Origin of the sequence: Streptomyces europaeiscabiei (assembly GCF_036346855.1) — a bacterium.
Taxonomy (GTDB): domain Bacteria; phylum Actinomycetota; class Actinomycetes; order Streptomycetales; family Streptomycetaceae; genus Streptomyces; species Streptomyces europaeiscabiei.
In genome coordinates, this window is the sequence record NZ_CP107841.1 from 9163148 (window position 1) to 9176084 (window position 12937).

Genomic DNA, 12937 nt, shown 5'->3' on the forward strand with positions numbered 1-12937 from the left:
CTGGTGAACCCGCGTCCTGCACGGGCACCAAGGTAAGTGTGTACACCTCTAGTGCTTGACGTCCAGATGCCGGGTGAAACCTTTACGTGCCATGCCTAAGCTGCTTCGCGCATGCCATGACACGCGGCCAACCATGCCCACCGCCATGCACTCGAGAGCAGGCTCTTCCTCTACCAATGTGTATGCACTACGGTTCTACTGCTTCAGAGAGCCGCTTGCCGGAGGAAACATGACACCGCCTGAATGGTCGCTGGTGCAGTACCGGGTCGATGACTCGGAAATGATCGCCGTCGGTGCCTACACCGACGGAACCGTGGTCCAGGGGCCACCCGGGACCGAGGGTCTCACGCTGATGGAAGTGCTGGGCCGATGGGAGTCGCTCGCGCCGCTGTTCCGCGCCTGGACGCCGGCAGCATCCGACGTCGTCGTCGGCGCCAGGCTCGCTCCGCCGCTGACGTATCCCGGCAAGGTGCTCTGCGCGGGCGCCAACTACTGGGACCACATCGCCGAGATGGGCTGCGAACGCCCTGATGAGCTGGGTGACCCGTTCTTCTTCCTCAAGCCGCCGACGACGACCGTGACCGGACCGGGGGACCCGGTGCCGCTGCCCGCCTACCCTGGTGCACGCATCGACTGGGAGGCCGAACTGGCCATCGTCGTCAGTCGTCGCGGCCGCGACCTCGCGCCCGAGCAGGCCATGGACCATGTGGCCGGCTACCTGGCGGCCAACGACATCTCCGCCCGTGACCGGATCAAGTCCGACAAGCCGGTCGCCGAGCCGTTCACCTTCGACTGGGTCAGCCACAAGGGACAAGACGGCTTCTGCCCGCTCGGCCCCGGACTGGTGCCCGCCTGGCAGATCACCGACCCCCAGAACCTGAGGATCCAGCTCAGCATCAACGGCGTGCTCAAACAGGACTCCTCCACCGCGCAGATGATGGTGAAGATCCCCGAGGTCATAGCGGCGGCCAGCCGCATCACCCGACTGGAACCAGGAGACGTCATCCTCACCGGCACACCGGCGGGCTGCGGGGTTCCGCGCGGGGAGTTCCTGGCCGCCGGGGATGACATAGTCATCGAAATCGAACGGATCGGTCGCCTGGAGAACACGGTGGTGGCGTCATGAGCAACACCCCTACGGCTTCCGAGCTGGGCTGGCCGCAGGCGCTGCCGGTGCCCACCACCATGAAGGCCATGCTGTTCCGCCGGTTCGGACCGCCCGACGTCCTGGAGCAGGCCACGGTGGACACACCGCGTCCCGGCCCCGGAGAGGTCCTGGTCCAGGTCGCCGCGGTCGGCATCGGACGCCTGCTCGACCTCACGGCTCGCGCGGGCAACCACCCCTACGCCAAGATCACACCGCCCCACATCCTGGGCGCGGATCACGCCGGCACCGTCGCCGCCCTCGGCGAAGGCGTGGACTCCGTACGGGTCGGCGACCGCGTGGCCGTGCTGCCCGGCGTCGCCTGCGGCACCTGTACCTACTGCGCCGACGGCCGCGAGGAAGTCTGCGACTCCCTGACAGTGATAGGCACCCACCGCCCCGGCGCCTACGCGCAGTACTGTGCGGTGCCGGCGCACAACGTCCACAAGGTCCCGGACGGCATTCCGGCCGCGATGGCCGCCTCGCTCGCCCTCCTCGGCGCTGTCGCCGCCAACCAGCTGACCCAGGCAGGACTCCGCCCCGGACACTGGGTACTCGTCCAGGGGGCGTCGTCCGCACTCGGCTCCACCACGGCCGCCTACGCCCAGCACCTGGGCGCGAAGATCATCTCGACCTCCCGCTCGGCGGAGAAGCGCGCGGCCATGGCCGCGGCGGGTGCCGACGTCGTGCTCGACACCAACGCGCCTGACTTCGTGGAGCGGGTACGCGAGGTGACCGGTGGTCGCGGCGTCGACATCGCCGTCGACAACCTCGGTGACCCGGCCGTCTGGGACGCCACCATGGAGTCCCTGACCCGCGGCGGCACCGTGGTGACCTCCGGCGCCTTCCTCGGCGGCCAGGTCAAGATCGACCTGTGCCGGGTGTACTCCGACTGCCACAGCATCATCGGGGTACGCACGGGCAACCCGGCCGCGGTGAAGGAACTGTGGACGCAGGTGGAGAACGGCTTCCGCGCGGTGGTCGACCGCACCTTCCCCATCGTCCGCGCCGCCGATGCCCACCGCTACATGGAGGACGACAACAGTCTCGGGCGGGTGGCACTCACTCTGGGCCCAGGAGACTGGGACGCGTAACGGCCCAACACCCGGCACCCGGCCGGGTGCCGGTGGGACAACCTTGGGGACGATGCGGATCAGTCGTCCCAAGGCGGTCCCGCCGGGCTCCACCGTCGCGGCGGGCCCAGCTCCATGCGTCCGGCGGGCGCCCAGCCGACCGCCTTCGAGCAGGGCGCTGAGGAAGCTGCGCGGACGCTCGCCGCTGGTAGGGCAGCTCCTCAGTGCCGCCCAGGTACGCGATGCGGGCGTGGCCCTGGGCCACCAGGTGTGCGGTGGCCCTGCGCAGCGCGACGTGATCGTCCACGCCGATTCACGAGGGGCCGAGCGACGGGTGCCTGCGCAGCAGCGAACATCACGCCACCGCCGACGGTCGCATCGTCAGCCTGGGCAGGTAGGCGACCGGGGAGCCCATGTCCCCGGTCGCCTACCTGCGGCGGCAGCGCACCGATCGATGCGCATCGGTCGACCACCACGAGCACAGTCCCGCGCTCGGCCTTGAGCTCGCTGAACACCTCGCGGAGCTGGGGCTCGCTGTTGGGTAGCTGCTTGTCGAAGGCCTTCTTCCCGGCGGACGTGCCCGCGATGCCATCGTCATCGCCGGCGCGGCCCGTGTCATGCCACCCACGCTCCGCTCGGTCGAGCGCGAAGACGAGGCCGTCGCCGAGTCGGAGCTGATCGTCGGGTTCGACGACGACCTGGCCGGCGAAGCAATCCGCATCTCCAACCGGCTGCGGGGTCTGCTGACGCAGATCCGGCATGCACTGGTGCACGAGGCAGGCGAAGTAGGCAGGGCGGTGCCACGGAATGTCCGGCTCCGGGGTGACCTGCGCGATGTGTCACTGACCTGCGACGGTTTCGCTGTCCGGACAATGCCGAAGGCTCGCCGGCCTCAGCTGATCCGATCGATCCACTCTTCGAGCTGTGGAGCCTCGGTGCCGATGGTGGTCGACTCTCCGTGACCGGTACGGACCACCGTCTCGGGCGGCAGGACCAGCAGACGGTCACGGTTGGAGCGGATGATGGTCGGGAAGTGGGAGTACGACCGTCCCGTGGCCCCAGGTCTTCCGGCGAACAAGGTAACGCCCGTGAACACGGTGCCCAGTTCCTCGGCGTACAGCGAGATCGCTCCCGGTGTATGGCCGGAAATATGAAGCACCGTCAGCTCGATGCCGGCCACGGCGATCCGCCGCATGTCCGAGAGGTAGCCGTCCGGGTTCCGGTCCGGGTGGGTGTGCTTCCACAGTAGCCGGTCGTCGAGGTGGATCAGTATCGGTGTTGTCGACGTCCCAGGTGCCGCCGTCCAGGCTGAAGGTGCCGGACGTGACCAGGTGCTCGATGCGGGCGGCCATCACAGCACGACCACGGAGCGCAGCACATCGCCGTTGTGCATCCGGGCGAAGGCGTCCTCGACCCTGTCCAAGGCGATCGTCTCGCTAACGAACGCGTCGAGGTCCAGACGCCCCTGGATGTACAGGTCGATCAGCAGGGGGAAGTCGCGCGAGGGCAGGCAGTCGCCGTACCAGGACGACTTCAGCGCCCCACCCCGGCCGAAGACGTCCAGTAGCGGCAGTTCGAGTCTCCGTTCGGGCGTGGGCACGCCGACGAGGACGACCGTTCCGGCCAGGTCTCGGGCGTAGAAGGCCTGCTGGTAGGTCTCGGGGTGGCCTACCGCGTCGATGACCACGTCCGCGCCGAATCCCTCGGTCAGCTTACGGATCGACTCCACCGCGTCCGCTGCCCGTGAGTTGACCGTGTGCGTGGCGCCCAGGCTGCGGGCCGTCTCCAGCTTGCGGTCGTCGATGTCCACGGCGATGATCCTCGCCGCGCCGGCCAGCCGCGAGCCGACCACCGCCGCGGCGCCGACGCCGCCGCATCCGATGACGGCCACGGAGTCACCGCGGGTGATCGCACCCGTGTTGATCGCCGCGCCGACGCCCGCCATCACGCCACAGCCCAGCAGGCCCGCGGCGGCCGGTGACGCGGCCGGGGCGACCTTGGTGCACTGCCCGGCCGCGACCAGGGTCTTCTCGGCGAAGGCGCCGATGCCCAGGGCCGGCGACAGTTCTGTGCCGTCGGTGAGGGTCATCTTCTGCCGGGCGTTGTGGGTGTTGAAGCAGTACCAGGGCCGGCCGCGCAGACAAGCGCGGCAACGACCGCACACGGCGCGCCAGTTGAGGATCACGAAGTCCCCGGGCGCGACGGCGGTCACGCCTTCGCCGACCGACTCCACGACACCGGCCGCCTCATGGCCGAGCAAGAAGGGGAACTCGTCGTTGATGCCGCCCTCACGGTAGTGGAGGTCCGTATGACACACCCCGCAGGACTGAATCCGTACCACCGCCTCCCCCGGCTCCGGGTCGGGGATCACGATCGTCTCGATGCCGACGGGCTCGCCCTTCGCCCGCGCGACAACGCCTCGTACCTGCTGGGACATTGCTGGGTTCCCTCATTTTCCACAGAGATGAATCGACGGAGATGAATCGATGGCAGATCAAGCAACCGATGGAACTCGGCAGGGGCAGGAGAGCCCACGAGCGCAGGTGTTGTCGGGTGACGGTGCTCTGTTCCAGCGAGTTCGTCGTGACGGCGGTCGTGGGGCAGCTAGTCATCGGCTCGCTGTGGACCCGCGTCCTCGGCGACTCTGACATCCGTTGGCATGTACAAAATGCGGCCCGGTGAGGCCGCGACCGATCAGTAACAAGATCTCCGGCTCGCACCACTACGGGATCGGCGGCACAGTGTCGAGCGGCTCATCCGGGACGGCGAGGTCCCCGACGGTGGCCTCGGCGACGCATGTCACTCCTCCGCTTCAACTGCCCCGCTTCCGGAGATCCGGCTCCGTCGGCGGGGCTCCGGAGCATCGGCTTCCCGAATGCACGGGCCGCAGCCGGTGACGGCCGTGGCCCAGGGCCTGCGTGATGGTGTGATCGATTTCGTCGCGGGCTCACCGGCCCGCAGGGCTCGGCGCCCTGGCCAGAACCGTAATACCCCTGCCGACAGTCAGTCGAATGACCTTTCTCAATGCGCTATATAGATGTAGTGAATACTGAATCTCGGGCGCAGCGCCCGGTAACCGGCTTGCACGGCGTCGACCTCAACCTGCTTCCGCTGCTGGCGGCCCTGCTCGAACACCGCAGTGTCACGCGCGCCGCCGAGGCGGTCGGGCTGACGCAGCCGGCCATGAGCAACGCCCTGCAGCGGCTGCGGCGCACGCTTGGGGACGACCTCCTTCTCCGGGTGGGGCGGCAGTACGTGCTCACGACCCGTGCCGCCGCATTGATCGAACCGGTCAACCTGATCCTGGAGACCGCCACCAGTCAGGTGCTCGCACCTCCGACGTTCGATCCGGCGACGTCGGACCGCACCTTCCGCATCGCTGCGTCCAGCGCCGCGGCCCTGACCGTCGTACCCGCCCTGAGCACGATGCTCGCCGTGACCGCGCCGGGGGTCCGCCTCCATCTGGAAGCGCCCGAGTTCTTGATGGACCTCACCCGCACCGACGCGACCGCTGACGTGGCGCTGTTGCCGGACACCATGCCGACCACGCTGCCGAGGGAGCGGCTCTACAACGAGAGTTGGGTCGTGGTCGCCGACGCGAAGAACGACCGCATCGGCGCGACACTCACCGTCGACGACCTCGCCCGGCTGCCCCACGTGGTGTTCGAGTGGGAGGGGGGACGTGTCGGCGCACAGCACGCCCTGGCCGGGATGATCCCCGATCTCGTCGTGCAGGTCGTCGTCTCCGAGTTCCTGATGATCCCCTCGGTGGTGAGCGGCACGAACATGATCGCACTGCTGCACCGCAGGCTGGCTCAGCGGCTGGCGGGGCAGAACGGGCTGCGCGTGGTGGAGCCGCCGGTTCCACTGCCGCCTTTGGGAGTCGATCTGGTGTGGAACCCGCGCGGCGCCGGCGATCCCGGGCGGGCGTGGCTGCGGGAGCAGCTGATGCGCGCAGTTCATTGACGACACGATTGCGAGTCATTCGTATCATTCATTGGACTCATTCCTGGTGGCTGCATAGCCTGTCGTGACCGGAGGCGCCCCCCAGGGGGCAGGTGGCACCGGCCCTACGGCGTGGCGCCGATGACCGACGCAAGCCTCGTTCCCGCTCCTCACCACGCTCTGCGATGTGTCGAGAGCTGGTACCTCGCACGGGGGCTGCGGACTCGTCCTTGCGAGACGGCTGCCGCCGAACCCCGACGTCCCCGTCGTTCCCGACGGCAGCACGTGAACAACCGGAGGAGGAGAACCGTCATGTTCCCACTGAACGCCTGGTACGCCGCGGCCTGGGACACCGAAGTAGGTCGCGGCCTGTTGCCGCGCACCATATGCGAGCGACCGCTCGTGCTGTACCGCACCACTTCCGGGAACGCGGTGGCGATGGCCGATGCCTGCTGGCACCGTCTCGTGCCGTTGTCGATGGGCGAGTTGCACGGTGACGAGGTGGTCTGTGGCTACCACGGCCTCGCCTTCGGGCCCCATGGCCGCTGCACCCGGATGCCTGCCCAGGAGACGCTCAACCCCTCCGCCGCGGTCGCTTCGTACCCGGTCGTGGAGCGGCACAGGTTCGTCTGGGTCTGGCTGGGCGATCCCGCGGTGGCCGATCCCGATCTCGTTCCGGACCTGCACTGGAACGACGATCCGCAGTGGGCCGGGGACGGCGGGACCATCACTGTCGACTGCGACTACAGGCTGGTCCTCGACAACCTCATGGACCTCACCCACGAGCAGTTCCTGCACGCCGACAGCCTCGCCAACGACGAGCTCTCGGAAGCCGAACCCGACGTGGCCCACGACGACCATTCGGTCACGCTCACCCGGTGGATGCGGGGAATCGAGGCGCCACCCTTCCTCGGCATGCAGTTGCGCCGCAAGAACCCGGACCACCAGGGGCCCGTCGACCGGTGGCAGGTCATCCGCTACACCGCTCCCTCGACGATCACCATCGATGTCGGTGTCGCGCCGACCGGGACCGGTGCCCCGGAGGGTGACCGGAGCGCCGGCATCAACGGCTACGCGCTCAATACCGTGACGCCCGCCGCGGCCGGCGGCTCCCACTACTTCTGGTGTTTCAGGCGGAACTACCACCTGCACGACCAGAGCCTGACCAACCTGCTCCGCGAGGCTGTGGCCCGGGTCTTCGGCCAGGACACCCACATGCTCAACGCGCAGCAGCGGGCGATCGAGGCCAACCCGGGACACGAGTTCTACAACCTCAACATCGACGTCGGCGGGATGTGGGTGCGCCGCATCATCGACGCACAGGTCGCACGCGAACAGGGACGCGACCGTACACCTCCGAGCCGCCTGGCCGCCGTCGCGGCCACGACGAGGGAGACGGCATGACGAGCACCGTCGACTCCTCCAAGCAGCTCCCCGGTTCCGGCCCGTACGGCCGCACAGCAGACCTTGCCGTCGTGGCGGGACGCAGCGAACTCGTACCGGACATCGTCGAACTGGTGTTGCGCCCGTCCGCGCCGGTTCGATCGGTCCCCCCGGGCAGTCACATCGACATCACCGTCCCCTTGGCCGGTGGGCCCGAGACCCGCTCGTACTCGCTGGTCGACCGCGGCCACGACGACGGCCTGCTCCGCATCGCCGTACGCCTCCAGCGGGACGGCCGTGGAGGATCGTGGTGGATGCACAGCCTGCGCCTCGGCTCGCAGATCACCTTCGCCGGCCCCATCGACGAGTTCCCGCTCAGCCCGGGGCCACTGCCGAGCGTGCTCCTCGCCGGCGGCATCGGCATCACACCCATCGTCGGGCTCGCCCACGCCCTCCGGACACGAGGCGCCGACTATCAACTCGTCTACGCCGGCCGGTCCCGCGACCACATGGCCTACGTCGGGGACCTCGAGCGGGAACACCCCGGCAGGGTCCGGGTCGTCGAGGACAGTCACGGAGCCCTCGTGGACCCGGACGAGCTCGTCGCGTCGGTACCCGACGGGGGCGTGCTGTACGTCTGCGGCCCGATGGGGCTGCTGACGGCCGTACGGGCAGCCTGGGAACACGCCGCCAGGCCACCCGGCGGACTCCGCTTCGAGACGTTCGGCACGAGTGGGGCCCTTCCCGCGGCACCGTTCCGCGTGGAGGTTCCCGCACGCGGGCTGAGCTTCGACGTACCCGTCGGCACGAGCCTCCTCGACGCCCTCGAAAGCGCCGGGGTGGAGATGATGTACGACTGTCGCCGAGGCGAATGCGGCCTGTGCAGAGTCGCGGTACTCGACGTGGACGGCAGCGTCGATCACCGGGACGTGTTCCTCTCCGAACGCCAGCGCGCGGAGGGTCGGGCGATGTGCGCCTGCGTCTCCCGCGTCGCGGGAGCCTCCCTCACCATCGACTGCTGAACCCGACGAACCCCGGCCGCAGCCTCCGGCCGCGATCCGGGCAGTGGCGCGGGAACGTCTGCTCCCTCAGACCGGCGGTGCCCAGGAGGGGAAGGTCCTGCTCCGTCCAGACGCAGTTGCCGTCGTGGATTCAGCGGGCACCCCAGCGTCTGGAAAGTGCGGCGCCGAGCCGCATGCCGCGTCCGCCTTCGCAGGTGTCAGCGGTCCTTTCACGATGCTGGGTGCTCGCAGGCGTGGGTCATGCGATGGGCGAACCGGGAGAGGCGTCGCGCATGTCCTCGCGGACGTCCCGGCGGGTCCGTGAGCGGCGAGGACCGTGAAGCCGGGCGATGGCGGAGTCGGCACCCCCGGACGCGGCCCGGGCCCGAACCATGCGGTTGCCTCCGCCGGGCGATCTCCGGGACGACGCCGCGCTCGCGCAGTCGGCGGCGTTACAGGTCTTGGTCGTAGCCGCGGTCGGTGTACAGGGCGCGGGGCTCGCGGCGGGGCCGGACCCGCACGCACCGCATTCGAGCGGGCCGTCGGCCAGCGGAAGAAGCCGGGTGACATCGTTGTGGCGCCCGCCGGTGCGCCCAGCCTGGCCGGCTTCACGCCCGGAACCATCACCGCCCCGGCCGCACTGTGTGGGGTACTGGCGGAATGCCAGCGGATCGGCGCCGCCAGCGTGCGCGAGGACATGAGCCTGGACGCCTGCTCGGTGGCGGCGCTGATGATCCATGGTCCGCAACCCAGTTCGGAGCCGATGGGTGTTTGGTCCACACGACCACAATGTGCATACACCCAACCGAGCGCAACGGAGCCGTCACACCCCAACAAAGCCGCACGCCTGGCTACGCATGTGCGATCACGGAGCGTCGAAACTCACCAGAAGAGCACTCGCGTCAGATGCGCCCGAAGCGGCTCCCGCCTGCGATACCACGCTTACCGGACCCCCCAGGCTCACAAGATCACCAAGGTGTCACAGGGCCGGGGCGCACCCCGGACCGAAGCCGCCCAGCGGGTGGCGCTTCCGTCAATCCTTCCTGAACCGCATGACGGAACCCTTTACATGCCAGAAATAGTGTGCACACTTAGCGATGCGGGTGTGACGCGGACAACCCACTCAGGACGTCGAGGAGAACCGCCGCCCTCGCGGAACCAAGGCTGCCCGCCTCCCTGGGGCCCACATCTACACGTCACACCTGCTGATCCGGCTGGACGCTTCTTCGGCTTCCGCTTGTGCGCCCCAGAACGGCACCGGTCAGAGACCACCATCAAGCTTCCACGCGCCGCCCCGAAGTGAGAAAAACCCTCACCCGAAAAGCAAAGCCATGTGAGAGGAAGTGTCATGCAAGAAGACATTCGCAGAGGGAGCCGCGGCAATGCCAAATGGCCTCCGGTGACACTGCTGGTACTGGCGATCTGTGGGATCACCGTCATCTCCGATGGCTACGACGTCATCATCTACGGCGCGGTGGTTCCCTCGCTTCTTCACGAACCCGGGTGGGGCCTGACTCCCGCCGGTGTCGGCCTGATCGGTTCGTTCGGCCTGGTCGGGATGCTCATAGGTTCCACATCCGTCGGCACGCTCACCGACACACTGGGCCGACGCAAGACGCTGATCGGCTGCCTGGCCTGGTTCTCCGTGATGACGGGCCTGTGCTCGATGGCCACCTCTCCGGAGATGTTCGGCCTCCTTCGGTTCGCCGCCGGCCTCGGTCTCGGCGGCGTACTGCCGACCGCCAGCGCACTCGTCGGTGAGTACTCACATCCCAAATCACGCAACCTGGTCTTCGCGATCGTCTTCAGCGGCTTTCCCGTGGGCGGCATGATCGCCGCTCTCACCGGAATCTTCGTCATTCCCCGGTTCGGTTGGCAGACGATGTTCCTGCTCGGCCTCCTCCCGCTACTCCTGGTCGTGCCGCTGGCCCTCATGCTCCTGCCCGAGTCGATCGCGTTCCTCCGGGCGAAAGGGCGGCACGCCGAGGCGGAAAAGACGGCCAACCGCTGGGGAATCGCCCTGGATGACGCGCCGAAGGCCGTACCGGCGCCGGAGGCACGCCCGTCCGGAACCGGCTCAGGCGGCAAGTCGTCGGTGCGGGTACTCTTCTCGCGCGGTTACGCCATGGCGACCCTGTGCTTCCTGGCGATGTGCTGCCTGTGCCTGTTCATGATCTACGGATTCAACATCTGGCTCCCGGAGATCATGCACCGCGCCGGCCATTCCTCGGCTTCCGCGCTCGGCTTCCTCCTCATGTTCAACATCGGCGCCGTCGTCGGCACGATCGCCCTCTCGTTCGTAGCAGACCGAATCGGCTCCAAGCCGATCATCGTCACGACATTTCTGGTGTCCAGCGTCGCCGTGCTGGTGCTCAGTCTGCAGCTGCCCACGGGCGTGCTGTACGCGGCCGTCGCGCTGGGCGGCCTTGGGGCGATGGGGACACAGTCGTTCGTCCTGGCCTACGTCTCCAAGCACTACCCGGTAGGGGCGAGCGCCACGGCGATGGGCTGGTCCCTGGGCTTCGGTCGCCTCGGCTCGATGCTCGCCCCACCGCTGCTCGGACTCATCATCGGATCCGGGCTGGCGTTCCAGTGGAACTTCTACGCCCTCGCCGTGCCCGGCCTCATCGGCGCCGTACTGACCGGGCTGGTTCCCCGCGCGCCAAGGACGGAAGACCCGGCGGACCTCGTGAGTGCGGGCGGGCCCACGCGGTCCCTCGCTGAGCCGGCCTGATCCACGCTCAGACTTGAGCGTCCGACATCTACGGCCGGTTCGTCGCTCGGGCGTCACAGGCCATGCCCGAGCGGCGAACCGGCGTCATCGCCGCCGTCGCAAAGGACGCCGAACCTGATGAAATGCCGGTGCTGCCGAATGGGCGGGCGTTGGCTCCGTAGCCTTCGGCACACCACCAACGCCACAGCCGCAATCTCCGCGGCCGTCCGTCCGCGCCCTGTCCTGCCGCATCACTCGTGTCTCCTCCCTGCGGCCTTACAGACGCTGCTACTTGTAGGGCGAAGGCAGCCGGAGGCGACGGCATCGCCTGCGACACCATCGGGGGGATCCGAGCGGGTCAGGGATTCGGTCGACGTGAAACGGCTACCGGGTCGCGGCTCGGCGTGACTGTCAGGCGATCGCCCGCCTGCCTGAGGCCACCTCGAATCCAGGTAGATTCCGGCGATCCGGGGACGCGGTGGGGTGTTCGTCAGGTGGGAAGTGCGCGGCCTGGACGAAGAGGAAGTAGCCGAGCTGGCGGACGGCCTGCCCGTAGGCCGCGTAGTTCTCCGGAATGCCGGGCACGCTACCGTCCCTGCCAACAGGCCGCGGCGCCTCAAGGGGAGAGGGCCGCTGTCTGTCTTGGTAATTGAGCTCATAGAGCTTTCACTCCCGATCGGTCATGGACGCGTCACCCCAAGGCGCGCGCCCGCACGGCTCAGCTCGACCACACAAACGGACCGTGTTCTCTGCGGATTCGGCCCTCTGCGCGGCGTATGCCCGAAGCCTCTTCCCGCCAGCGGTCATGCTGCGCGATGGTGAGCTACCGGGGATGGGTGTACTGGCAGTGCATCCCAACTTGCCGGACGCAGCCGTACGGTTCGTGGTGTGGGCAGGGACGCACCGCCCACACGCACAGGAGAGGACTGACATGGCACTGATCCTGGTGACCGGGGCAGCCGGCGGGCTCGGGCGTAACACGGCGAACGCCCTGGTCGACGACGGGCACGATGTGGTCGTCCACGTCCGGAACCCGGCCCGTCTCACCGGCGCGGAGGACCCCGGCCGCTGGAAAGGTGTGGTCACCGGGGATCTCGCCGACCTCGACGAGATCCGCGATGTCGCCCGGCAAGTCGGCGAGTTCGGCCGCTTCGACGCCGTCATTCACAACGCCGGCACCATGAACTCCCGCGATGCGGGCACCGTCAACACGGTCGCTCCCTACCTGCTGACGGCGCTGATGGACAAACCGGGCCGGCTCATCTACCTCAGCAGTTCCATGCACCGATCCGGCTCCACGGGCCTGCGACGGCTGGCCGCCGGCACCGCCTCCTACGACGACAGCAAGCTGTGGGTCACCACCCTCGCGTTCGCGTTCGCGTCCCGATGGGAGGGAACCACGAGTCATGCGGTCGACCCCGGGTGGGTGCCCACACGGATGGGAGGTGCCGGCGCACCAGACGACCTGACCGCTGGGCACCAGACCCAGGTGTGGCTCGCCACGCACCACGGCGTGACCCCGAGCACCGGCGGCTACTGGTACCACCGGCAGACGCAGACCCCATGTCCCGCGGCGCAGGACGAAAAGTTCCAGACCCGCCTCGTCCAAGCCCTCGAGAGCCACACAGGCGTCGCACTCGACTGACGCGACCGTCGATGTGACCAGGGCGGCGTCCAT

At 68.5% G+C, this 12937-nt stretch carries 9 protein-coding genes and 3 pseudogenes; 8 read left to right on the forward strand and 4 right to left on the reverse strand.

Going from position 1 to position 12937, the window contains the following annotated elements; all coding sequences use genetic code 11:
* Positions 1-229: 229 nt before the first annotated feature.
* Together OG858_RS39870 and OG858_RS39875 are read left to right on the forward strand one after the other, a co-directional pair.
* Positions 230-1126 (forward strand): fumarylacetoacetate hydrolase family protein, encoded by an 897-nt coding sequence (locus OG858_RS39870; RefSeq protein ID WP_327725515.1) that lies wholly within the window; start codon positions 230-232, stop codon positions 1124-1126.
* Positions 1123-2238 carry an alcohol dehydrogenase catalytic domain-containing protein gene (locus tag OG858_RS39875; RefSeq protein ID WP_328543945.1) on the forward strand — a complete coding sequence of 372 codons (1116 nt, stop codon included), beginning with the start codon at positions 1123-1125 and terminating at the stop codon, positions 2236-2238. Before OG858_RS39870 ends, OG858_RS39875 begins: the two co-directional genes overlap by 4 nt.
* Before the next feature lie 352 nt (positions 2239-2590).
* Here OG858_RS39875 and OG858_RS39880 read toward each other — a convergent pair.
* Positions 2591-2804: pseudogene (locus OG858_RS39880) on the reverse strand (IS110 family transposase); the annotation flags it as partial.
* Between OG858_RS39880 and OG858_RS39885 the strand changes: the two are divergent.
* Positions 2796-2999, forward strand: a pseudogene (locus tag OG858_RS39885) (IS110 family transposase); the annotation flags it as partial. The pseudogenes OG858_RS39880 and OG858_RS39885 sit on opposite strands and share 9 nt — an antisense overlap.
* Positions 3000-3109: 110 nt before the next feature.
* On the opposite strand, the pseudogene OG858_RS39890 reads toward OG858_RS39885, so the two are convergent.
* Positions 3110-3569 (reverse strand): annotated as a pseudogene (locus tag OG858_RS39890) (MBL fold metallo-hydrolase).
* Positions 3569-4654: an S-(hydroxymethyl)mycothiol dehydrogenase gene (locus OG858_RS39895; RefSeq protein ID WP_327725518.1), complete on the reverse strand. Its 1086-nt coding sequence runs from the start codon at positions 4652-4654 to the stop codon at positions 3569-3571. The pseudogene OG858_RS39890 and the gene OG858_RS39895 overlap by 1 nt, the downstream one beginning before the upstream one ends.
* A 644-nt stretch (positions 4655-5298) precedes the next feature.
* Here OG858_RS39895 and OG858_RS39900 point away from each other — a divergent pair.
* From OG858_RS39900 to OG858_RS39920, 4 genes are all read left to right on the forward strand, one after another.
* Entirely contained in the window at positions 5299-6183 is an 885-nt protein-coding gene (locus tag OG858_RS39900; protein WP_327725519.1) for a LysR family transcriptional regulator, read from the forward strand.
* A 291-nt stretch (positions 6184-6474) separates the two neighbouring features.
* Positions 6475-7566 carry an aromatic ring-hydroxylating dioxygenase subunit alpha gene (locus tag OG858_RS39905; RefSeq protein WP_327725520.1) on the forward strand — a complete coding sequence of 364 codons (1092 nt, stop codon included), beginning with the start codon at positions 6475-6477 and terminating at the stop codon, positions 7564-7566.
* On the forward strand, positions 7563-8567 hold the full coding sequence (locus tag OG858_RS39910) for a PDR/VanB family oxidoreductase (protein ID WP_327745447.1): 1005 nt from the start codon (positions 7563-7565) through the stop codon (positions 8565-8567). The genes OG858_RS39905 and OG858_RS39910 overlap by 4 nt, the downstream gene beginning before the upstream one ends.
* A 1327-nt stretch (positions 8568-9894) precedes the next feature.
* Entirely contained in the window at positions 9895-11280 is a 1386-nt protein-coding gene (locus OG858_RS39920; protein ID WP_327725522.1) for an MFS transporter, read from the forward strand.
* A 390-nt stretch (positions 11281-11670) separates the two neighbouring features.
* Here the strand turns inward: OG858_RS39920 and OG858_RS39925 are convergent, their stop codons facing one another.
* Entirely contained in the window at positions 11671-11844 is a 174-nt protein-coding gene (locus OG858_RS39925) for a hypothetical protein (protein WP_327725523.1), read from the reverse strand.
* Positions 11845-12190: 346 nt separating this feature from the next.
* Between OG858_RS39925 and OG858_RS39930 the strand changes: the two genes are divergently transcribed.
* Positions 12191-12904 carry an SDR family NAD(P)-dependent oxidoreductase gene (locus OG858_RS39930; protein WP_327725524.1) on the forward strand — a complete coding sequence of 238 codons (714 nt, stop codon included), beginning with the start codon at positions 12191-12193 and terminating at the stop codon, positions 12902-12904.
* The last annotated feature ends 33 nt before the right edge of the window (positions 12905-12937 follow it).